This is a genomic window from Propionivibrio sp., from assembly GCF_041441355.1.
In the GTDB taxonomy this organism is placed as follows: Bacteria; Pseudomonadota; Gammaproteobacteria; order Burkholderiales; family Rhodocyclaceae; genus Propionivibrio.
In genome coordinates, this window is record NZ_JASDTF010000015.1 from 1 (window position 1) to 22,221 (window position 22,221).

Sequence of the window (22,221 nt, forward strand, 5' to 3'; positions counted from 1 at the left end):
ACGCCAAGGCACTGAACGCCATCACCAATCCGGGCACCAACTCCTACAAGCGCCTCGTGCCGCACTACGAAGCGCCGGTCAAGCTGGCCTACTCGGCGAAGAACCGCTCGGCCTCGATCCGCATCCCGCACGTGGCCAGCGACAAGGCGCGCCGCATCGAGACCCGCTTCCCGGATCCGATCGCCAACCCGTACCTGTGCTTTGCCGCGCTGCTGATGGCCGGCCTCGACGGCATCCAGAACAAGATCCACCCGGGCGATGCCGCCGACAAGAACCTGTACGATTTGCCGCCGGAAGAAGAAGCGAAGATCCCGACCGTGTGCGCCAGCCTCGAAGAGGCCCTGGCCGCGCTCGACGGCGACCGTGACTTCCTGACCCGCGGTGGGGTGTTCTCGAACGACTGGATCGACGCCTTCATCGAACTGAAGATGAGCGAAGTCAATCGCGTGCGCATGACCACCCATCCGGTCGAGTACGACCTGTACTACAGCTGCTGATCGGCCTCGCGCCGAGCGTCAAAAAGGACGGGGTTTTCCCCGTCCTTTTTTTTGGGGAGCGCCGGCCGTTTGTGTTTCGCATGCTCATCAAATACACTGCTACGGTCCTTTGCGTGCCCTCCCGACGTTTGCAATGAAAGCCATTGTGCCCCCTCTCTCCGCACTGCTGCTGATCCTCGCCGGGCTCGGTGTCGCGCCACAACTGGCGCGCGCCGACGTGATGTACCAGTGCGTCGACGAAAGCGGCCACAAGTCCTTTTCCAACATTCGTCCGAGCGGTAAAGGGACGAAATGCACGGCGATGGACCTCGGCCCCGCGACCACCATGCCGGGCGCCAAAGCGGCCGCACCGGCGGCGCGCACGCCGACGCCGGCGTCCTTCCCCAAAGTCGGCGAGGCCACCCAGAAGTCCCGCGATACCGACCGTCGGCGCATCCTGGAGGGCGAGCTGGCCGCCGAGCAGCGCAACCTTGAGCAGGCGCGCAAGGATCTCGCCGGTCAGGAAGAGGTCCTGCCCGAAGAGCGTTTCGGACCGCAGCAACGCTGCTCCGCCAGCAAGGACGGCAAGCAGGTCTGCGTCGCGGTCGGCGGCAGCGGGATCAACGGGGCCAAGGTGGAGGAGCGACTGCAACCCTATAAAGACAAGGTCGCCCTGCACGAACGCAATGTCGAAGCCATCCAGAAAGAACTCGCCAAGCTCCGCTGAGTCGGCCGCCCCGGCGACTGCTGCCACGGCCACAGGGGCGCCGTTCGCCGGGCTCGACCTTCTGTCGTCGTCGGTGCTGGTGCTCGACGCCGGGTTGAAGATCCGCTACATCAATTCCGCCGCCGAGAATCTGCTTGCCGTCAGCAGCCGCAGCGCGGTCGGGGCCTTGCTCGGCGAAATCGTCGAGGCCTCGGCCTCGCTGCACGAGGCGCTCGATCAGGCGCTGGCGCACAACTGGGGCTACACCGGGCAGGGCGTCGAAGTGCGTCGCCTGGACGGCGTCGCCCTACAGCTCAACTGCACAGTGAATCCGGTCGAAGCCGCGGTTGAGGCGAATGGCGGCGCACGACTCTTGCTCGAACTGTGGCCGATCGACCAGCAACTGCGCGCCACGCGTGAAGAGCGTCTGCTCGAGCAGCAGCTGGCGAGCCGCGAACTGATCCGCAACCTGGCGCACGAGATCAAGAACCCGCTCGGCGGCATCCGCGGCGCGGCGCAGTTGCTTGAGCGCGAGCTGAACAACCCGGCGCTGCACGAATATACCCAGGTCATCGTCAAGGAAACCGATCGCCTGCAAGACCTCATGAAGCGTCTTCTGTCGCCGCATCGCCCGATGCAGCCGGGGCCGGTGAATATCCATGAAATTCTCGAGCGGGTGCGCAGCCTGCTTAATGCCGAGTTTCCGCAAACGCTGAGCGTGGTGCGCGATTACGACACCAGCCTGCCGGAACTGATCGGCGACCGCGAGCAGTTGATTCAGGCCGTGCTCAACATCGCCCGCAATGCCGCGCAGGCGATCGGCGGCATGCGCGAGCCGCCAGCCGGTGGCGGGCGCATCGTGCTGCGCACGCGCGCGGCGCGCCAGGTGACCTTGGCCAAGCGGCGCTACCGTTTGGCCCTCGAACTGCAGGTGGTCGATAACGGGCCGGGAATTCCCGAAGCCATCCGCGAGCGGATGTTTTTTCCGCTGGTCTCGGGGCGCGACGGGGGGAGTGGTCTGGGGCTGACGCTGGCCCAGAGCTTCGTCCAGCAACACCAGGGAACGATCGAGTGCGACAGCCGGCCGGGATGGACCTGCTTCACCATCCATCTGCCGCTCGAACTGCTGTCTCCCTGATGGCAGGCTATTTGCTTTGTGTGTTCATCGCACATTGGGGAATACGGGGCGTACATGAAACCGGTCTGGATCGTTGACGACGACAAGTCCATCCGCTGGGTGTTGGAAAAAACCTTGGCGCGGGAGCAATTACCCTTCCGCAGCTTCGCTTCGGCCAGTGAAGCGCTGGCACTGATCGAGCGCGGCGCACCGATGCCGCAGGTCCTGATTTCCGATGTCCGCATGCCGGGCGAGTCGGGACTTGACCTGCTCAAGAAGCTCAAGCAGCGCGCGCCGGCCCTGCCGGTAATCATCATGACCGCGTATTCCGACCTGGACAGCGCGGTGGCAGCGTTTCAGGGCGGCGCCTTCGAATACCTGCCCAAACCCTTCGACGTCGATCAGGCGCTGGACCTCATCCGGCGAGCGATCGATGAAAGCATGCACCAATCCGGTGCGTCGGCCGAAGTGGCCCTGGCGCCGGAAATCCTCGGCCAGGCGCCGGCGATGCAGGAAGTCTTCCGTGCCATCGGGCGCCTGAGCCAGTCGACCGCAACGGTGCTGATCACCGGCGAGTCCGGGGCGGGCAAGGAACTCGTGGCGCGCGCCGTGCATCGGCATAGCTCGCGCGCCGCCAAACCTTTTATCGCCATCAACACCGCGGCGATCCCGCGCGAACTGCTCGAATCCGAGCTTTTCGGGCACGAGCGCGGAGCCTTCACCGGCGCGGCCGGGCAGCGGCAAGGGCGTTTCGAACAGGCTGAAGGCGGGACGCTGTTCCTCGACGAGATCGGCGATATGCCGGCTGAATTGCAGACGCGCCTGTTGCGCGTGCTTTCCGACGGCCATTACTACCGCGTGGGTGGCCATGCGCCGATCAAGGCCAGCGTGCGCATCATCGCCGCCACGCACCAGAACCTCGAAGCGCGGGTGCGCGAAGGCCTGTTCCGCGAAGACCTGTTTCACCGCCTCAACGTCATCCGCGTCCGTCTGCCCAGTCTGCGCGAGCGGCGCGAGGACATTCCCTTGCTGGCGCGGCATTTTCTGCAAAAAAGCGCGCAGGAGTTGGGCGTCGAGCCCAAGCGCTTGTCCGACGCGGCGCTGCGCTTCCTTTCCGGGCACGATTTTCCGGGCAACGTGCGCCAGCTCGAGAACATCTGCCACTGGTTGACGGTAATGGCACCCGGGCAGCAGATCGACATCGCCGACCTTCCGCCTGAGCTGCGCGAGAAGCCGGTCGCAGCACCGGTCAGCGACTGGCAGACCGGTTTCGCGGCCGAGGTTGATCGCTTGCTGGCGGCGCGCGACGGGCATGTGCACGAGACCTTGACCCATGCCGTCGAACGCCTGCTGATCACGCGCGCGCTGGCGCACACCGGCGGGCGTCGAATCGAGGCGGCGCATGCGCTCGGGATCGGGCGCAACACGATCACGCGCAAGATCCACGAACTGGGACTCGATGGCGGTGGTGAGGAGGGGGCGCACGCGCCGGCATAATCGGCGATAATGGCCGTCCCCCATTTTCTGCACGCACCATGACCGAAGAACCTCCCTCTCCGTTATTGATCGATCATGCGCGCCTCATCGGGCTTCTCGGGCCGGATGCCGGGCGTTTCAGCGTCGATGTGCTGGCGGAGTGCGCATCGACCAATTCCTTCCTGCTTGAACGCGCGGCAGCCGGCGCGCCGTCCGGTTCCGTGGTCGTTGCCGATCGTCAAACCGCCGGGCGCGGGAGCCGTGGCCGCAGCTGGCTGGCTACGCCCGACGCCAGCCTGACGTTCTCCGTCCTGTGGCATTTTCCAGGTGGCATCGAGCGTCTTTCGGGGCTTTCACTGGCCGTCGGTGTCGCCGTCGTCGAAGCGCTTGCCGCGTGCGGCGTGCCCGACGTGCAGCTCAAGTGGCCGAACGACATCCTCTACGGGGATTGCAAGCTCGGCGGCATCCTCGTCGAAGTGCAGAGCGACCCCGAATCGGCGCAGGCCGTCATCGGGATCGGCCTCAACCTGCGTCGTCCGCCCGATTTTGTCGCTGGGCCGCAGGCTCTGGCGCCCGTCGCACTCGAGGACATCGTGCCGCAGCTGCCCGAACGCAACGCCCTGCTGGCGGCCTTGCTGCACGCCCTGGCCGGCGTTTTCGATGCCTTTGCCGACGGCGGTTTTGCGGTCCTGCGCTCGCGCTGGCAGACCTATCACGCCTGGCAGGAACGTCCGGTGAACATGCTGCGCGACGGCAAGGTCGAGGTCGAAGGGGCCTGTCTCGGGGCCGACGAGGACGGGGCCTTGCTGGTCCGCACCGCCACCGGTCTCGAACGCTGCCTTTCGGGTGATCTGACGCTGCGTCCGGGCGCATGCTGATTGCCGTCGATGTGGGTAACACACGCCTGAAGTGGGCGTGTCACGACGGCCGGCGCTGGTCGGCCGTGCAGGCCCTGCCGACCCACGCGCCGGACACCGGCGCGCAACTCGCCGCAGCCTTGCAAGGCCTGCCCGCCGGCAGTGCAGTCGTGGCCTGCAACGTGGCGGGCGCTCCGGTGGCGGCAGGCGTGGAAACCGCCTTGGTCCAAGCCGGTCTGCCGCCGCCGCGCTGGTTGCGCCCGAGTCGGGACGCCTGCGGCGTGCACAACACCTACGCGACGCCCGAACGCCTGGGGGCCGACCGCTGGGCGGCCTTGCTCGGCGCGCGCGCGCTCGGCGCCGGCCCTTGCCTCGTGATCTGTGCCGGGACCGCGACCACCATCGACCGCCTGACGGCCGACGGTGACTTCCTTGGCGGCGTCATCCTGCCAGGCTTTGACCTCATGCGTCGCGCCCTGGCCGGGAACACGGCGCAACTGCCGTTCAGCGCCGGCGAGATCAGTATCACACCGCGGAACACCGCCGATGCCATCGCCAGCGGTTGCCTGTTTGCTCAGCTGGGCGCGATCGAGCGCCTCTATGCCCCGCTGGCCGCCGAGTCCGGCGCGCATTGCCTGCTCACCGGGGGCGCGGCAGCTTTGCTGATGACGCACCTGAGCGTGCCGTGCCGACAGGTCGATACCCTGATTTTCGAGGGCTTGCGCTGTTTTGCGGAGGGCGCTGGAACGGGCGTTTAAGGCGCCCGTCCTCGCGCCCCGACCTTTCTCCCGGCTTGCGTCGGATGCGGTCCTTACGCCACCCGGATATACTTGCGCCTTGCCTGTCACTGGCGCGCGCGTCCGCACGCGGGCTGTTGCCGCCGTCTTGAATCCTTGGAGAGTTGATGGAATCCCTGCGCTTCGTCCTTCCCCAGTCGGAGATTCCGACGCACTGGTACAACGTGGTGGCCGACCTGCCGAATGCGCCGCTGCCGCCGCTCGGCCCGGACGGCGTGCCGCCGTCGCCGGAGCAGATGGGGGCCATCTTCCCCGGGGCGATCCTCGAACAGGAAATGTCGGCCGAGCGCTGGATCCCGATTCCCCAGCCGGTGCGTGAAATCTACCGCCTGTGGCGGCCGGCGCCCCTGGTGCGCGCGGCGCGCCTCGAAGAGATGCTCGGCACGCCGGCACGCATCTACTACAAGAACGAAGGCGTCTCGCCGGCCGGCTCGCACAAGCCCAATACCGCCGTGCCGCAGGCCTACTACAACCAGCAGGCCGGCATCCGGCGCATCACCACCGAGACCGGCGCCGGCCAGTGGGGCTGCTCGATGGCGCTCGCCGGGCAGATGTTCGGCATCGACGTGCGCGTGTTCATGGTCAAGGTGAGCTACAACCAGAAGCCCTTCCGCCGCTCGATGATGCAGACCTGGGGCGCCGAGGTCTTCGCCAGTCCGTCCGAAATGACGCAGACCGGGCGCGACGCGTTGGCCGCCAACGCGGCCAACCAGGGTTCGCTGGGCCTTGCGATCTCGGAAGCCGTCGAGGAAGCCGCCTCGCGTGCTGACACCAACTACGCGCTCGGTTCAGTGCTCAACCACGTGGCCCTGCACCAGACGATCATCGGCCTGGAAGCCAAGAAGCAGTTTGAGATGGCCGGCGACTGGCCGGACGTCATCTTCGCCCCCTGCGGCGGTGGTTCTTCCTTTGCCGGCCTGGCCTTTCCCTTCGTCGCCGACAATGCGGCGGGCGGGCGCAACGGCAAACCGGTGCGCCTCGTCGCCGTCGAGCCGACGTCCTGCCCGTCGCTGACCAAGGGCGAGTACGCCTACGACTACGGCGACGCCTCCGGCTTCACGCCGCTGATGAAGATGTTCACCCTCGGCCACGACTTCATGCCGCCCGGCATTCATGCCGGCGGCCTGCGCTACCACGGGGCCTCGCCGCTCGTCTCGCAGCTTTATCACGAGGGGCTGATCGAGGCCGTCGCCGTGCCGCAGCTCGCCACCTTCGAGGCCGGCGTGACCTTTGCCCGCGCCGAAGGCATCGTGCCTGCGCCCGAATCCTGCCACGCCATCCGCGGCGCAATCGACGAAGCGCTGCGCTGCAAGGAAACCGGCGAGGCCAAGACCATCCTCTTCAACCTCACCGGACACGGGCACTTCGACATGGCCTCGTACGACCGCTACTTCGCCGGGGAGCTGGAGGATTTCGCCTACCCGGCGGAGGCCATCCGCGAATCGCTGCAACATCTGCCCAAGGTCGGGTAGATCGCGGAGCGGGAGAATTCCGATGCGCGCCTTCGTCTTTCTGCTGATCCTGGCGAACCTGGCGTTCGCCGCCTGGACGCACGGCTACATCCCTGCCGGCAGCTCGCCGGATGCCTTGCGCGTGCAGCGCCAGTTCAATCCCGAGCAGTTGAGAATTGTCGCTCGCGACGAACCGCCGCCGCTCGTCGAGAAAAACGGCAAGGCGGAGCGCGTCGAGAAGCCGGTGGCGAAGCTTGGCAAAGAAGACGAAGTGCGCGACGGCAAACCCGCCGAGTTCTGCCTGAAGGCGGACGATGTCCCGGCCGAAGCAGCGGTGGGCATCGTCGAGACCTTGAACGAGAAGTGGCCGGCGGTGCGCGTCCAGCGTACGGCGCAGCCGGGTAGCGCAAGCTTCTGGGTGTACATCCCTCCTCAGCCCTCGCGCAAGGATGCGGAGAACAAGGCGGCCGAACTCAAGAAGCTGGGCGTGCCCGAGTTCTACATCGTGCAGGACGGCGCGCAGGCGCGGGCCATCTCGCTCGGCGTCTTTTCGAGCAAGGAGGCGGCCAAGACGCGCCTCGAACAATTGCGCGGCAAGGGCGTGCGCTCGGCCAAGGTCGGTGAACGTCCGGGCAAGCCGCCGCTGTCCGAAATGAGTTTCTCCGGTCCCGAAGCGCAGGTCGAAGCGGTGCGCAGCCTGCTCGCCGAGCGGGCTGCCGGCATCACCGTGGAGACCTGCAAGGGCGCGCCATGACCTATGTCGTCGGACTCACCGGCGGCATCGGCAGCGGTAAGAGCACGGTGGCCGATCTCTTCGCTGCGCAGGGCGTGGTGGTGGTCGATGCCGATGCGATCGCCCGCGAGTTGACGGCCCCGGGCGGCGCCGCCTTGCCTGCCTTGCAAGCCGAATTTGCCGAACTCGGTGCCGCCGTGATCGGCCCCGACGGCGCGCTGGATCGGGCCTCAATGCGCGCGCTGGCGTTTGCCAACCCCGCGCACAAGGCCCGCCTTGAGGCGATCCTGCATCCCTTGATCCGGGCCGAATGCGACGCGCGCTGCGCCGCAGCGGGCGATGCGCCCTACGTGCTGCTGGTGGTGCCGCTGCTCGTCGAATCTGGTGCGTATGCCGATCGAATCGACCGCCTGCTGCTCGTCGATTGCCCGGAAGAGCAGCAAATCCTTCGGGTCATGGCGCGCAGCGGCTTGGCCCGAGACGAAGTGCTGCGCATCATGGCTGCGCAGGCCTCGCGGGCGCAGCGCCTGGCCGCTGCCGACGACGTGCTCGAGAACGTCGGTACGCCCGCTGATCTGGGCGCCCCCGTGGCGCGGCTGCACGCCCGTTATGCCGAGTGGGCGGAGAAAAAAGAGCGGGCTAGTCGTTGAGCTTTTGTGGCGAATGTCTCAGAATAACCGGAATTTATTAAATTCCGGCGTGGTCGCGGCGTGATTACCTACGAATATCCGTTCAACGAGCGCATTCGCACGCTGCTGCGGCTCGAGGATTTGTTCGAGAAGGCGACGTACTTCATCCAGCAGGATGGTGCGCGCGAACATCACGCCTGTCTCCTGACCCTGTTCGAGATTCTCGAAGTCGCGGGGCGGGCTGACCTCAAGCTCGACCTCATCCAGGAGCTCGAGCGTCAGCGCCAGTCGTTGCTGACCTTCCGCAACAATCCCGCAATTTCGGAAGAAGCGCTTTCCGGCGCGCTCTACGAGATCGAGCAGTCATCCGCCGCGATGCTCGGAATGGCCGGCAAGATCGGCCAGCACCTGCGCGAGAACGACTGGCTGATGGGCATCAAGAGCCGGGCGGTGATCCCGGGGGGCGTGTGCGAATTCGACCTGCCCTCCTACCACTACTGGCAGCATCAATCGACTGAGACCCGCAGCGCCGCGCTGCATACTTGGCTCAAGCCCTTCCTGCCCTTGCGTGACGGCCTAGGCATCGTGTTGCGCCTGCTGCGCGCCAGCGGCACGTCCGAGCGCAAGCTCGCCGAGAACGGCGCTTTCCAGATGATGCTCGGCGGCAGCAGCGCCCAGATGGTGCGCGTCTCGCTCAAGAACGACCTGGCCTTCGTGCCCGAGATCAGCGCCAACAAATATGCGCTCAACATCCGTTTCACCTGCCCGGATTACGACCACCGGCCGCGCCAAGCCGGCGCAGGGGTCGAATTCGAGATGATTTTCTGCAACCTCTGATGTCCGCACCCGCCAAGAAAATCCGCTGCCCCCAGTGCGGCGGCGAATCCCTCTGGTCGCCCGAGAACCGCTGGCGCCCCTTCTGTTCCGAGCGCTGCAAGCTGATTGACCTTGGCGCCTGGGCGTCCGAGGAATACCGCGTTCCGGTGCAGGAGCAGGACAGTGATCCGCTGTCGGCGAGCGAGGCTGCGCCCGGCACGCCGCGCTCGAACTAAAAAACTAAAACCTTCAACGCCAGCCGCGCATCAGCGCGATACCGTGCGCGCCGTGGGTCCGCGCGATGTCGAGGTCGTTTGGCGTGAGGCCGCCGAGGGCGTAGGCCGGGAGCGGCAAATCGTCGATGCGGCGCGCAAATTCCGCCCAGCCGAGCGGCGTCGCTTCAGGGTGGGTACGGGTCGCTTGCACCGGGCCGAAAACGACGAAGTCGAGGCCGAGCTTGGCCGCGTGGGCGAGTTCGGCCTCGCTGTGGCAGGAGGCGGCGACGAGCGCGAAGTCGGGCCGTTCGTCGAGCGCCATCAGTCGGCTCGCCGAGCAATGCACTCCGTCAGCGCCGAGTCGTACCGCAAGGGCCGCATCGTCGTTGATCAGTACGCGTGCGCCCGAATGCGCGCGAACCCGCGTCACCACCTCCGTGGCAAAGCGTTCGCGCTCGGCCGCAGGCAGCGTCTTGTCGCGCACCTGGACGAGCCGCAGGCCGCAGTCCAATGCGCTTTCCAGCCGCTTCAATTCGGCGACGATGCCGTTTTCCTCGGCGCAGGTGAGAGCGTACTCGGCCGGCAGGGCGAGGGCATCGAGGATCGGGCCGTTGGCCGGCAGTACCGGATCGACGGTCGGGGTGCCGCCGAGCGGCACCCAGGAAAAACCGCTGTGTTCGAGCGGCGCGACTTCGCCGTGCCAGGCCGGGACGCGGAAGAACTTGAGCCGTACGTGCGCATGCGGATAGACGAAGCGCCGGGTGAGCCAGGGCCAGGCGCGGTCGATGACGATGCCGAGTTCTTCTTCCAGTTCGCGCGCGAGCGCGGCGGCGTAGCTTTCTCCCGCCTCGACCTTGCCACCGGGAAACTCCCAGTAGCCGGCGTAAACCTTGCCTTCGGGGCGGCAGGCGAGCAGGTACTCGGTACCCCGCGCGGTTTCGCGCAACAGGACGGCGGCGGCGACTTCGGTGAGTTTTGCGTTTGTCATGCACGCTTCCCGGTGCGGCGTTTGCCGTGCTGTGCCGCCCAGTCCTTGGCGAACTGCCAGGCCACGCGGCCGCTGCGCGAGCCGCGCATCAAGGCCCAGTTAAGCGCCTCGCGTTCGGCCTGCGCGATGGCCACCCCGCTGAAGCCGAAGCTCTTCAGCCAATGCGCGGCGATGGCGAGGTAGGCGTCCTGGTCGAAGGGATAGAAGGAGAGCCAGAGGCCGAAGCGCTCGGAAAGCGAAATTTTTTCCTCGACCGCTTCGCCGGGATGAATTTCGTCGCCGACTTTGTGGCCTTCGAGGTTCTCCGCGTGGTACTCGGGCATCAGGTGTCGGCGGTTCGAGGTGGCGTAGATCAGCACGTTGTCGGGCGCGCTGGCGAGCGAGCCGTCGAGGATCACCTTGAGCGCCTTGAAGGTCGCGTCGCCGGCATCGAAGGAGAGGTCGTCGCAGAAGACGATGAAGCGCTCGCGTCGCCCGGCGACGAGTTCGACGATGTCGGGCAGGTCGACGAGATCGTTCTTGTCGACTTCGATGACACGCAGGCCGCGGTCGGCGTATTCGTTGAGCAGCGCCTTGATCAGCGAGGACTTACCCGAGCCGCGCGCGCCGGTGAGCAGCACGTTGTTGGCCGGCTTTTTCTTGAGGAACTGGCGGGTGTTGGCGACGATGCGCCCTTTCTGTTCATCGATGTCCTGCAGGTCGGCGAGGCGGATCGTCGCCGGTTGTGCGATGGCTTGCAGAAAGCCGACGCCACCGCGCTTGCGCCAGCGGAAGGCCGCTGCGGCGTTCCAGTCGGGGGCGGGCGAGGCTGGCGGCAGCAAGGGCTCGAGGCGCTCGAGCAGGCGCTCGGCGCGGGCCAGAAAATGTTCCAGGGTCGGGGCGTTTTGGCTCATCGGGGTTCGTCGCGCACGGGGCCGGGCGGTATACTCGGCCGGTTCGGAAACCGCTCACTTTAGCCAAACGATGTTCAAAAGCCAAACCAGCCCAAGCCTCTCCGCGTCTGTGCCGACACCGTCCGCACGGCCCCGGGCGCGCCGCTTCGCGCTCGCGCCCGTCCTCATTTCCGCGGCGCTGCTCGCCGCCTGCGGCACGGTGAAGGAGCCTTCGTTCTCCTTGCCCTCGGTCTGCCCCGCGTGCCCGCAATGCCCAAGTGCGCCGACCACGCCGACCTGCCCGGGCACTCCCGAACCGGCCAAGCCCGCCGCCGCCCCAATGCAGGCCGCGCGCTGGAGCGACCTGCCCGGCTGGCGCGATGACGATCTCAAGGCGGCTTTGCCGCCGTTGCTGCAGTCGTGCCGGGCGCTTGCCAGCCGGCCGCAGTGGCCGCTGTGGCGCGCCGCCTGCGACGAAGCCAAGACTTTGAGCGGCGCCTCGACGGTGCGCCTGCGCAATTTCTTCGAGACGCAGTTCGCGCCCTTCCTGCTGACCCAGCCCGACGCCAGCACGCAGGGCCTCGTCACCGGCTACTACGAGCCCCTGCTGCGCGGTTCGCGCACGCAGAGCACCAAGTTCGCCCAACCGGTGCTGGGCGTGCCGCCAGACCTCCTGACCATCGATCTTTCCGACGTGCTGCCCGACTTGAAGAACATGCGTCTGCGCGGACGCTTGCAGGGCAACAAGGTGGTGCCCTACTACTCGCGTGCCGAGATCGTCGGACGCCAGGGTGAACACTCCGAGCCGGTGGGTAAAGTGCTGCTCTGGGTCGACGATCCGATCGAGCTCTTCTTCCTCCAGATCCAGGGCTCGGGTCGCGTGAAACTGCCCGACGGCAAGCTGGTGCGCATCGGCTATGCCGACCAGAACGGCCATCCCTACCGCTCGATCGGCCGAGTGCTGATCGAGCGCGGTGATTTGAAGCCCGAGGAAGCGTCGATGCAGGGCATCCAGGCCTGGGCGCGCGCCAACCCGGCGCGCCTCGACGAGTTGCTCAACGCCAACCCGAGCTACGTCTTCTTCCGCGAGCTGCCGCCCTCGGGCAAGGACGGCGACGGGCCGCTCGGGGCGCTCGGCGTGCCGCTCACCGCCGGACGCAGCATCGCCATCGACCCGCGCCACGTGCCGCTCGGCGCGCCGGTCTTCCTCTCGACCACGCAGCCCAACAGTGACACGCCGCTGCGCCGGCTGATGCTGGCGCAGGACACCGGCGGCGCGATCCGCGGCGTGGTGCGCGCCGATTTCTTCTGGGGCTTTGGCGCGGAGGCCGGCACGCAGGCCGGGCGGATGAAGCAGCAGGGCCAGATGTGGGTGCTACTGCCGCCGGGGGCTGCCCCGAAATAAAGCGGGGGGACGGCGTCCCGGCCCGATGCGCCATGCCGGGGCGCCAAAATGGGGTGTGCTGCAGCCCGGATGCACAGGGCTGGTGCGGGCAGCGGTGGGCCGCGCCCGTATTGGGCTCTAAGCCATTGATTTGAAGCGCCGTCAGAAACTGGAACGGAGTTTGCGTACGTCGTCCGGCTTATTCCCAGGAGGACGCATGGACGCGCTCAAAACCGGTCAAGACGTACTTTTCATCCTGCTCGGCGGCATCATGGTGCTGGCCATGCACTCGGGCTTCGCTTTCCTCGAGCTCGGCACGGTGCGCAAGAAAAACCAGGTCAATGCCCTGGTCAAAATCCTGGTCGATTTTTCGGTGTCGACCATCGCTTATTTCTTCATCGGCTTTACCGTTGCCTACGGCGTCGATTTCTTCTCCGGCGCCGAAACGCTGATGCAGCAGAACGGCTTTGAGCTGACGCGCTTTTTCTTCCTGCTCACCTTTGCCGCGGCCATCCCGGCGATCATCTCGGGCGGCGTTGCCGAGCGCGCGCGCTTCAACCCGCAGTTGATCGCCACCTTCGTCATCGTCGGCTTCATCTACCCTTTTTACGAAGGCATCGCCTGGAACCAGGCCTACGGCGTGCAAGCCTGGTTGAAGGCGAGCTTCGGCGAGGAGTTCCACGACTTCGCCGGTTCGGTCGTGGTGCATGCCATGGGGGGGTGGCTGGCGCTGCCGGCGGTGCTTCTGCTCGGCGCGCGCAGCGGGCGCTACAGCAAGAGCGGCGGCATCGCCGCGCACCCGCCGTCGTCGATCCCATTTCTTGCGCTCGGGGCGTGGATTCTGACCGTCGGCTGGTTCGGCTTCAACGTGATGAGCGCGCAGACGCTGGACAAGATCTCCGGCCTCGTCGCGCTCAACTCGCTGATGGCCATGGTCGGCGGCACGCTCGCGGCGCTCGCGCTGGGCAAGAATGACCCGGGCTTCGTGCATAACGGCCCACTGGCCGGCCTCGTCGCCGTCTGCGCCGGCTCGGACATCATGCATCCGCTCGGCGCGCTGGTCGTTGGCGGCGTGGCTGGGGCACTGTTCGTCGTCATGTTCACGCTCACCCAGAACCGCTGGAAAATCGACGACGTGCTCGGTGTCTGGCCCTTGCACGGCCTGTGCGGCGCCTGGGGCGGCGTGGCGGCCGGCATCTTCGGGCAGAAGGCGCTGGGCGGTGCGGGCGGCGTCGCCTTCGTGCCGCAGCTTCTGATGACCGGGCTGGTGATCGCCATTGCCCTGGCCGGCAGTTTTGTCGTCTACGGCCTGCTGCGCGCGACCCTTGGCCTGCGCCTGTCGCGCGAGGAAGAATTCAACGGTGCCGACCTGAGCATCCACCGCATTTCGGCGTCGCCGGAGCGGGAAACGAGCTGGTGAGCGGCATTGATAGAAAACAATTAAGTCTGTCGGGAGGCAATTAAGTCTGTCGGACAGTTGTAGGCAAGGGGGCTAGGCTATGAAGCCCCCTTGTTTTTCGATGCAGTAATACTTGGTTAGATGTAAAACTTAAAAGGCAGCATCGGCTCACTTTGCTGAGGAGCCGCGACCAATATGTCACCAATAGCATCTGCGAATCTGATGGTCACTGGTTCTCGGTCGTTAAATAAGCACGTATTGAAGTTAATCTTCGTGAGTGCCAGCACGTCACTCATGACAGTTTTGATGTTGGACTCTCCGCGCCTGATACTGACCTGTAGCGGGTTCGGTGTATCCGGCCCCATATAAGTCCCCAATCTGGGAACAAATCCGGAGGTCCACAGGAATCCAGAGCGCGCATTGGTTAGCATAGCCGTGCCGCGGATGACGGGGTATGCCCCGGGACGAAATAGCTTGAGTTGGTCCCAAGCATCCGCGATTTGAATCCCTACTACGTTCGTGGTCGTCCCTTGGCAGGCCTGTTGAAAACCGTCCCACTCGTCATCGCTAAATGATGACTTGGCATGGATAAAAAGTTCCTTCGGCTCCGTGCCATGACGTGCTTTGTATTCATTTAGCACTGTCCCCACTAGGCGCATGGCAGCTTCTTTGTCGAGATGAAACTGCTTGGTGTCAGGATGAAACCAAGGGCCCAGTGCGCCACGGAAAACTACGCCCTCGCCATCGGACAAGAACATCTGAGCCGCACACACGGAGTGACGTGAAGTACCTGCCTGGTCTTGACGCTTGTAAACCAGTCCAACGTAACAGACACCTGAACGCATATTGGCAATTTGCCACGGGCGACCACCGCTTTTGTAATACGACCCAGAACATAGTTTCCAGGCTATGGTGGCCGGGTCCTCAACCCTCCGCTTTGGCTCTCGTTTAGCATTCAGGAAATCATTTGGAGCAAGGGTGCTCTCTCGAACAATTTGAGTAACCACTTGATGCTCGAGAAGACGAGCCTTTAATTGCCGCCGAAAGTTCTTTTCGTACTTGTAGACCTCAGCCTCTTCTTCGGCGAATCCGAATAGCGTTGGCTGTGTTGCCAGTTTGAGTGCATCTCTTTCTTTCAGCGTTACCTTGCCATCGAGTCGCTCTGCTTTAGGTACCGTCGACATCGGACGGCCAAGTTCATAAATAAACTCAGGAACGACGACGTACCAGAAGCTCGGTGGGTCTTCATTGCGCTTCTGTTCTGCCACTAAGAGCTCAACGAAAACATCAACCACCGACTTGATTGCTTCGTGTCGGTTGGTAATATGAATTCGCCGGTGCAGGTCCTGCTCATCAATATCTGCTATGACCTTTGATGGTTTGGCCGACCAGATGGCGTTAAACGCCTCCGAGAAGCCCGGAAACGGAACATGATGGGGTTCAATTTCCTTGGCACCACGCCGGTGGGGTGGAGTCGGAATGAACGATGAAACCTGCTTGGCCCATCGTTCAAACCGCTCTAGCCCAGTCTTTGTACCGATAAAACCATATCGAATCTGCCTAGGGGTATTCCCAGCATCTACAGGACCGTAAAGGTACAGTCCGTCACGTGCGTATTCCAACTGCTGCCCATGCCGAAAGGCTAGTGTGGGTTCAGCGATGTGGCAAACCTCGGGGCGGCTCATACCTGCTCCTCTGCCAGAGGTTCATCATCCCAATCTTCTGTAGGAAGGTCTGGGTCATCATCATCTGCTGGACCTTCGTCGGTTTCTGCCACACTGACAGGACAACTAAATTGGAGCGGTGGAATGCGTGCACGGATAAATCCACCCTCGGCAACTTGCAACCGGAGTTGTCCTTTGTCTTCAGACAGCCACCACAAGAATGCACAAAGCATGTCTCGCCAACGGGCATTGCGCCACCCTTTTGCAAGTGAGCGGCGCAAGGTATGGGCACGGCGAACATCTTCGATAGGGTCCATCCCGTTTTCACTGAAAACCAGTCGAGCAGCAATACGGAGGTGGTGTAACGGGAAAGTCCGCAAGTTGACGCTGACAGCGTAATGCCAATGGACTCGACGCTTGTCAGAACGGCCGATAATTTGTCTTGCACCACGCCTATAGCCCCAGTCGAACTTGACCTTATCGAGCGGTGCTGTCTGGATGTCTGCCCACCAGCTCAATCTCTTGCCTGAGCCCATGTAGCCCTTCATTCCCCGCTTGCTACAGTAGCCGTCAAAAGCTTGCGAACCAATGTCCGTGTACATGTATTGAGCTTGATAGGCTTCGATACCAAATTCAGGCCAACCCGCCAAAAAGAAATCCTCTGCCCTGATGGAGGAAACAATCTTGCCGGGGAGGTCGGCTCCAAAAAGGCCGGCGTCATCGGGGGTGGCAAATGTAATCACACCACTGCGGTGAGGGACGCAAGGCCATGTGTGGCACTGCCGATGCTGAAACCGCTCGAGTGATGAACCTACAGGGGGCTCACAGTAATGGACAGTCTCTGGCTTGCTTTCGATTTCCAGCCAATTCGAAACCAGCGGCTCTGACTTCCCAAGAAGCTTTGACGAACCCTCCGCATGGGTCTCCAGCCAGGTTTGCATTAGGCTTGGTTTTCCCCTTGGTAGCGCTTTCTCTTCCAGCAGCTCAGTTAGTTCAGCCAAGCCACGTGCCCAGCTATTTTTGAAGTCAATGTACTGAGCTTGGGCGATACGGAATGGTGCTTCATACGCCTCGAGGCGCAACGGAATGATGAATTGGTCGTCTCCAAGCTGTCGCGCAAGGTTCGCTCCCATTTCTATTTCGTTGCGAACTCCCTGTTTCTCGAGCCCATTAGCAGTGCAAACCAGTAACATTTTCACTGCTCGTTTGCGAAGCGCATCCTCAAGTTCCCTCGACCAGTCACTTCCGCCGCGCAATCGCATCACGTCAGCCCATACTTCGTAGCCCATCGCTGTGAGCTTGGCCCCAAGCCAACGTACGAAATGGTTGTCCTCAGGCGTGGCATGGGAGATAAAGAGTGCAGTTCTGGGTGTTGTTTCTTGGGATTGCATAGCAGTAAGGCTTATCTCGGCATAACAGTTGGCTGTGAGCGTGCACGTAATGACTCATACAACCGTGCAGGCCCAAGCAACGTGTCCTTCAACCCATCCTGAATACGCTGCGAATTCAGCGCCTGGCTGCTCATCGCAGTATGGGCATCCAACGCATCCATGATGGCGTGCAGAATGGCCTGCGACAGGTCGGGGGAGTTGGCGAACTGCTCCTTGGTGTTATTGGCCGCTTGCTGCACCAAGGTGTTGTTCTCCAGCAACTTGCCTTTGAGCACGCCATTCACATAGACCAGTTGGTCGTTGTCCGAGAGTTCCCCCTCGAACAGGCCATTCACCTTCTGGATGATTTCATCGAGGAAAGCCTTTTCCTTGTCGTGCAGGGTACCGCTGCCCGTTTCGGTCATCGCTGGCAGCTTTTGCGCTTCCAGGGTGTTGCGAGCTTCAATCCAGCCAATAGCGACCAGGGACTTGGATTTGAACTCGGGAGCCAGACGGCCTCCGCTATCCGCGCGTACCAGCCAAGTGGAGGCCATTGGTTTTCCTTATGCGACGAGAACCTTGACTATAACGCGAACTACGCGAAGGGCATACCTGGCGGCTAGCGCTTCCAGATGGCCGGAAGTATTTCTTGAAGCCACTCCCGGTCGTTGTTGTACAGCCACTGAAAACCGTTTTGAGGCAATCGACGAATGGTTTTGATGGGCATGCCAGGATGGGCGTTTAATACAGTAAGCAATTGGGCGCGGTGCTTCTCGGTTTCCTTGATGGCATGAGCTGTTTCCCACTGAGCTTTGAGCTCCGGGTGCTGTGCCAGATAGTCCTTAATGAATGCTGGGCGCAACGAGAGCACCCGGGCAATTTCACTTCGATTTTGCCCCTCAAGCAGCAATTCATGCAGTTCTTTTTCTCGAGTGGTGCCGACAATGTGTGGCCTTCGAACACGAATGACATCTGTCCGGCGATTGAGGTGGGCCAGCGCTTCTCCTGCTGGAATATTGAGAAACCCCGCTGCGGCGCTAACGGAATGTCCTGATTGTTCCACCAGCTCGACAAGCTGTTGGCTGGTGTTGGTCAGTAATCTTTTAGGGCCCTGAGGGCCATCATTTGCAATGGCAGCTTGAACCGTCGCGTAGGTTTCAAAGAGTGCCTCCGGCTCTGCGAACAGGAAATTCATCAGTACCAGATGTTTTGAGGGGTGGCGGCGTCCCGGATATTGCCGAAATAGGCTTCCCAGGAAGCCCCCGTTCACACCGTTGGCGTCTTTGATGAAGTGAAATGCGGGAAAACTGGCTAGCGCAGAGCATTCAGACAAAAATGACTCTTGTAATGCTTTCAGGCGAAGTGAACCGTCCAAAGCCAGCCAGCCGTGATGCTTGGCCCCTAGGAGGTAGGTATAGCGCAGGGCTGATTCAGCCAAACCATTATCGATTTGGTCAACCAAGCTCGTTGTCCAGTTGGCGATGCTTTTGAGTAGCGGTTTCAGACTGCTAGTGGCATCTGGGGCTTGATTTAGGCAGGATGAATCAAGCTCATGTGCCAGGAAGAAATCGGCGGAGGACCGCTGGAGTAATTCGTCCTTAACTTGCACCAGCAGACAGTCGTGCCGCTGGCAGATATTGATAGCCGGCCACATGTGCTTGGTTTGCCACCAGGAAGTGCTGTGCGCCGACATCTGTTCTGAGGTGCATTCGGGGCAAAAAAATAGCGATGACCGGGCACCTCGGCCATCCTTTGCCAATCCCAATAGTGCTCGGGCAGCGATGTTGTTGCTGCTGATAAGGTACTCGGAAACTTCCGCCATGCAAGTTGGAGACAAAAATGGTGCGTAGAACCCAAGCACGGTTCGCTGCCTCAGGATGTTATTAAGGCTTCCCAGATGCTGGCGGGTGTTGAGTTGAAAGCTACCGAGCCGGAAAGGAAGTTCTGGCCGCAGGCCAGCGGTCGGATGCCCGAATAAGCGACGATTAGTTCCGCGTGGGTGATGGCCACCGTTTAGCCGATGGTATCGAGCGCACCAACTGTAGAGCGATTCGCCGGCAAATGGCTGAGGCAGGCAATCGTGCGTTTCTGGGAATAGGTCAACGCACTTTGAAACCTCGTCGTTCACTTCTCTTCGTCTGCCTCCCTTAGCCTTGGCGATGTATGTAATTTAATACATTTTGTGACGACGGGTTAGTGCGGCATGCCTGCAAGAGCCTCTTCGCTCGACTCATAGAGCAGTGCCATCGCCAGCGCGTAAGCGTGCGGCATGGCAAATCCAGATAGGACTGTATTGTCGAGCGGAGGGAATGGAGTGTTTGCTTGCTTATGAGCGATTGATGGAAACAGCTTTTCCAACCACCAACCAGGCAGTTGCGCCATGGCTACGTCGCTCAGATATTGGGGCGCGCATTCTCCGCGGATGTTGATGTTTCGTGCCGCGGCAATTGGGCGTAGCGGTTTCGACGCATCGTACACACCAATACGTCTTGTCGTGTTCAGGTATGCAGTCATTATTTGCGAGTAGCGTTCCAATATCGGCCAGTAGCTCTGACCTTGCTCAATTCGTTGAGATGGGGGTTGGCTCTCATGGAAGTGTGGTGTCTCCCGTACGAAGGCGTGTTCATCAGAGGCGATTAAGGGCGTTCCATGATGGAGGCACCAGTCGACGCCAAGCAGCTGGTGACGTCTCATCCAATAGGAGAACCCCCATTGAGATTTTTGTGCTGCTGAACATTCGGGGCAAAAGTATGCCCCCGGTTGTTGGAGACGTCTCCAGGATTTTTTGATGGTTGCTGGAGAGCTTGCCGCGCCGTGAGGTGCGCCTTCAAAATGCTGGGATATTGCTGCTAGCGCTGGAATAAGCGTGTGTTTCTGAACAAAACGCTGCGTGCTTGTCTGCGCGGCCAGCGCTAGTGCTTCAACCCGTTGAATACGTGTTGGCGGGAGCGCAAAGTTCTCAATCAGCGCTTCCAGCGTCTGGTTGGGTGAGCTGTATAAGTTGAGGGCGTGAATTCGTCCCCAATAGCCGAGCACGAACTCGTCCGGCATCACTGATGGCAGGATTGTCATAGGATTACACCCAGCCGCAAGCGCAATCTTGGCGCTCGGTGACTAAGCGATTCGGTAGGTTGGGTTGCTTGCCTGAAAGGCAATTTTGAGCATTTTACGGCGCAGATGCAGCGATGTAATTTAGGCTGCGATTTTTTGGCCGGCGGAAGCCGTGCGAGGCTTGTGTGGTGTATGCCCCAGTGCTTGTTGCGCTAGCTGGGACTTGAATAGTTGAAATAGAGCAAAGCGAGCCTCGGCACCTAGGAGTCCCTCTGGTTGGGCCTGCACATGCTCCTCAACCAGTTCAAACGCCTGTCGTTCGATGTGATATTGGTCGCTCGTGGATAGCTGTTCGACCGAAGGCAAGCCACCGAAGAGTAGCTGGTGAAGGTTGATGCCAGCGTGCGCGATTGCAGCCAAGTAACGCACGGGGGGCGAACTGCTCTCTCGCTCATATTGGCTTTGAGCCAAGCGTTTGATGCCGGCCACCTCCGCCAACTCAGACTGAGTAAACCCCAGCCGCTTTCGCTCTTGGGCAAGACGAAGCCCGAAACCATCCGGAATTGTAGAGATAGCTTGGGACATGTACGAATCCCTGTCCAAGAGTGGACACCGATAGGGTCAAGTGTGGTAGTGTGCATGCAAATGCATGCCAGTTCGGAGGGTGGTCATGTTTAATATACCTCAAAACATACATTCTGTCAAGTTGGTACGTGCGGTGTTTGAGGATAGCGGAATTTCTGTAGCCGAATGGTCGCGAGCCAGAGGGTTCTCGACTTCACTGGTTTATCAGGTTCTGGAAGGGCGCCGGAAGTGCCTTCGAGGACAAAGCCATCAAATTGCTGTGGCTCTTGGGATAAAGCAGGGCTCTATCGTCAGCGTGCAGGAACTAATAGCTCGCCTGGGGTGACCCCCGGACCACCAAGAATAACGTCAGGAGGAATAAGAAATGTAGAAACGAAAAACCGGACTCACCTTTCGGCTTATCCGGCTTCGCCTGCTTGCGCAGGAAATACTGTCAGTTGGCGCTCTCAGTATCTCCAAACCAATCAGGCGAGTCAAGGCCTTGTTGCATCTTTTTTCATGCCATGTCGGCAAGAAAGGATGTGTCACACCAAGGCATTGGTTGTTTGGAGATAACCAAAATGCAAACACACTGCGAGTTGTCACAGCGGCAGGCTATTTCTCAGGCGCAATGGCCGCAGGCTCTGGATGACGTGCCTAGAGCGAAATCCAGAGCCAAGCGTGCTCCGAATGAAACTCGCCTTCGGCGCGTATCAAAGCGCCAGTCGAATCCTACTTGGGATAAGGATTACACTCCCTCAATTCTTGCGGTGCGAGGAGAGGCGCCTTCAATATCGCATGCGTTGACTATTACCCCAGAGAAGCTCGACGGGCGCGATGTTCATCTGCTCTCGCAGGCTGAATGCTCGGCCGCTATTCTTGGTTTATACCATCCAGGCGTTGTTGGGCTTCAGGAGCAGAGGGCGTTTTCACGTACAGGGGGTCCCCATCCTCTGCACAATTTCAAGGCAGCATCCCCGGTTGGCCTGCGGCCATTTTCCGGTATTGTCGATGTCGCCGACAGACTCGGCTACCTTGATGCGCTATCCAAAGTGAAAATCAAGGATGCTACTGCTCCCGGTGGCTGCCGTTGGGTGGTCTTTCCGTTTATCGGTGATTTGCTCTGGGCGATGCGCACCCAGAATGGCCGGCACTACTGTCTGAATTGGTCAGTCAAGGATAGCGAGGACGCATTCAAACGCCCCTTAGAGTGCAAGCGCTTTGTAACTCCCAAAGGGAAACTGGCTGAAGATGTGTTGGTACGCCATGAACTGGAACGCACATATTTCCAGGACGCTGGGATTCGAACAGTTTTTCTTGCTGCCAATGCTATTGACCCGCATGTTTGCGCCAATCTACGCACGTTATTCCTGGCTCACAGCCAAAATGCGCCCCTGTCGTTGACCGAGCAAGATGACCTGATTGACCGATTCAAGAATTGCCTCGAAAGCGGTATTCCAGCTTTCGAGCTCATTGTTAGGTTAGCCGGCGCAGGCAAATATTCTGTTAAAGACTGCCGGAATATTCTCTTTCAGGCGATATGGAAACGAAGGCTCAGGGTTGACCTATTCCGCCCAGTCTTGATTGACCGGCCACTAAATCCAGGCGGTGTCCCGGGAAGTGGTGTAACAGCGTGAGGGAGTGAGGTGTTCGCCG

The 22,221-nt window shown here is 61.6% G+C and carries 22 protein-coding genes and 1 pseudogene; 15 read left to right on the forward strand and 8 right to left on the reverse strand.

Annotated features, from left to right (window positions below):
- The 11 genes and pseudogenes from glnA to QMB55_RS04530 all read left to right on the forward strand — a co-directional run.
- Positions 1-497, forward strand: a pseudogene (gene glnA / locus QMB55_RS04480) (glutamine synthetase); the annotation flags it as partial.
- Positions 498-642: 145 nt separating this feature from the next.
- Entirely contained in the window at positions 643-1,203 is a 561-nt protein-coding gene (locus tag QMB55_RS04485) for a DUF4124 domain-containing protein (RefSeq protein ID WP_497587474.1), read from the forward strand.
- The gene (gene glnL, locus QMB55_RS04490) at positions 1,163-2,320 is read left to right on the forward strand and encodes a nitrogen regulation protein NR(II) (protein ID WP_497587475.1); all 1,158 of its coding nucleotides are present in this window, start codon (positions 1,163-1,165) and stop codon (positions 2,318-2,320) included. The genes QMB55_RS04485 and glnL overlap by 41 nt, the downstream gene beginning before the upstream one ends.
- Before the next feature lie 54 nt (positions 2,321-2,374).
- Positions 2,375-3,796, forward strand: a complete 1,422-nt coding sequence (gene ntrC, locus QMB55_RS04495; RefSeq protein ID WP_497587476.1) for a nitrogen regulation protein NR(I) — start codon at positions 2,375-2,377, stop codon at positions 3,794-3,796.
- A gap of 38 nt (positions 3,797-3,834) precedes the next feature.
- On the forward strand, positions 3,835-4,653 hold the full coding sequence (locus QMB55_RS04500) for a biotin--[acetyl-CoA-carboxylase] ligase (RefSeq protein WP_497587477.1): 819 nt from the start codon (positions 3,835-3,837) through the stop codon (positions 4,651-4,653).
- Complete coding sequence (locus tag QMB55_RS04505; RefSeq protein ID WP_497587478.1) at positions 4,647-5,390, forward strand: type III pantothenate kinase; 744 nt, start codon at positions 4,647-4,649, stop codon at positions 5,388-5,390. Before QMB55_RS04500 ends, QMB55_RS04505 begins: the two co-directional genes overlap by 7 nt.
- Positions 5,391-5,536: 146 nt before the next feature.
- Positions 5,537-6,901, forward strand: a complete 1,365-nt coding sequence (locus QMB55_RS04510) for a TrpB-like pyridoxal phosphate-dependent enzyme (protein ID WP_497587479.1) — start codon at positions 5,537-5,539, stop codon at positions 6,899-6,901.
- Between the two features lie 22 nt (positions 6,902-6,923).
- Positions 6,924-7,634: an SPOR domain-containing protein gene (locus tag QMB55_RS04515; protein WP_497587480.1), complete on the forward strand. Its 711-nt coding sequence runs from the start codon at positions 6,924-6,926 to the stop codon at positions 7,632-7,634.
- Positions 7,631-8,263, forward strand: coding sequence for a dephospho-CoA kinase (gene coaE / locus QMB55_RS04520; RefSeq protein ID WP_497587481.1), 633 nt, complete (start codon positions 7,631-7,633; stop codon positions 8,261-8,263). Before QMB55_RS04515 ends, coaE begins: the two co-directional genes overlap by 4 nt.
- A gap of 60 nt (positions 8,264-8,323) precedes the next feature.
- Positions 8,324-9,079 (forward strand): cell division protein ZapD, encoded by a 756-nt coding sequence (gene zapD / locus QMB55_RS04525; protein WP_497587482.1) that lies wholly within the window; start codon positions 8,324-8,326, stop codon positions 9,077-9,079.
- On the forward strand, positions 9,079-9,294 hold the full coding sequence (locus QMB55_RS04530; RefSeq protein ID WP_497587483.1) for a DNA gyrase inhibitor YacG: 216 nt from the start codon (positions 9,079-9,081) through the stop codon (positions 9,292-9,294). Before zapD ends, QMB55_RS04530 begins: the two co-directional genes overlap by 1 nt.
- A 13-nt stretch (positions 9,295-9,307) precedes the next feature.
- On the opposite strand, the gene QMB55_RS04535 is transcribed toward QMB55_RS04530, so the two are convergent.
- On the reverse strand, positions 9,308-10,261 hold the full coding sequence (locus tag QMB55_RS04535; RefSeq protein WP_497587484.1) for a Nudix family hydrolase: 954 nt from the start codon (positions 10,259-10,261) through the stop codon (positions 9,308-9,310).
- On the reverse strand, positions 10,258-11,154 hold the full coding sequence (locus tag QMB55_RS04540) for an ATP-binding protein (protein ID WP_497587485.1): 897 nt from the start codon (positions 11,152-11,154) through the stop codon (positions 10,258-10,260). Before QMB55_RS04540 ends, QMB55_RS04535 begins: the two co-directional genes overlap by 4 nt.
- A 70-nt stretch (positions 11,155-11,224) precedes the next feature.
- Here QMB55_RS04540 and mltA point away from each other — a divergent pair, with 70 nt between their 5' ends.
- Together mltA and QMB55_RS04550 are read left to right on the forward strand one after the other, a co-directional pair.
- Complete coding sequence (gene mltA / locus QMB55_RS04545) at positions 11,225-12,538, forward strand: murein transglycosylase A (protein WP_497587486.1); 1,314 nt, start codon at positions 11,225-11,227, stop codon at positions 12,536-12,538.
- A gap of 196 nt (positions 12,539-12,734) precedes the next feature.
- Entirely contained in the window at positions 12,735-13,937 is a 1,203-nt protein-coding gene (locus QMB55_RS04550) for an ammonium transporter (RefSeq protein ID WP_497587487.1), read from the forward strand.
- A 116-nt stretch (positions 13,938-14,053) separates the two neighbouring features.
- Here QMB55_RS04550 and QMB55_RS04555 read toward each other — a convergent pair whose 3' ends face one another.
- From QMB55_RS04555 to QMB55_RS04580, 6 genes are all read right to left on the reverse strand, one after another.
- Positions 14,054-15,601: an argonaute/piwi family protein gene (locus QMB55_RS04555; RefSeq protein ID WP_497587488.1), complete on the reverse strand. Its 1,548-nt coding sequence runs from the start codon at positions 15,599-15,601 to the stop codon at positions 14,054-14,056.
- A complete protein-coding gene (locus QMB55_RS04560) occupies positions 15,598-16,971 on the reverse strand; it encodes a toll/interleukin-1 receptor domain-containing protein (RefSeq protein WP_497587489.1) in 1,374 nt (457 codons plus the stop codon). Before QMB55_RS04560 ends, QMB55_RS04555 begins: the two co-directional genes overlap by 4 nt.
- An 11-nt stretch (positions 16,972-16,982) precedes the next feature.
- Positions 16,983-17,504, reverse strand: coding sequence for a hypothetical protein (locus QMB55_RS04565; protein ID WP_497587490.1), 522 nt, complete (start codon positions 17,502-17,504; stop codon positions 16,983-16,985).
- Positions 17,505-17,569: 65 nt separating this feature from the next.
- Positions 17,570-19,078, reverse strand: a complete 1,509-nt coding sequence (locus QMB55_RS04570; protein WP_497587491.1) for a TnsD family Tn7-like transposition protein — start codon at positions 19,076-19,078, stop codon at positions 17,570-17,572.
- A gap of 65 nt (positions 19,079-19,143) precedes the next feature.
- The gene (locus QMB55_RS04575) at positions 19,144-20,022 is read right to left on the reverse strand and encodes a TniQ family protein (RefSeq protein ID WP_497587492.1); all 879 of its coding nucleotides are present in this window, start codon (positions 20,020-20,022) and stop codon (positions 19,144-19,146) included.
- A gap of 120 nt (positions 20,023-20,142) precedes the next feature.
- Complete coding sequence (locus tag QMB55_RS04580) at positions 20,143-20,586, reverse strand: helix-turn-helix domain-containing protein (protein WP_497587493.1); 444 nt, start codon at positions 20,584-20,586, stop codon at positions 20,143-20,145.
- Between the two features lie 85 nt (positions 20,587-20,671).
- Between QMB55_RS04580 and QMB55_RS04585 the strand changes: the two genes are divergently transcribed.
- Both QMB55_RS04585 and QMB55_RS04590 read left to right on the forward strand, forming a co-directional pair.
- Positions 20,672-20,911 (forward strand): DNA-binding protein, encoded by a 240-nt coding sequence (locus tag QMB55_RS04585; RefSeq protein WP_497587494.1) that lies wholly within the window; start codon positions 20,672-20,674, stop codon positions 20,909-20,911.
- A 235-nt stretch (positions 20,912-21,146) separates the two neighbouring features.
- Positions 21,147-22,202, forward strand: coding sequence for a PDDEXK family nuclease (locus tag QMB55_RS04590; protein WP_497587495.1), 1,056 nt, complete (start codon positions 21,147-21,149; stop codon positions 22,200-22,202).
- Positions 22,203-22,221: the final 19 nt, after the last annotated feature.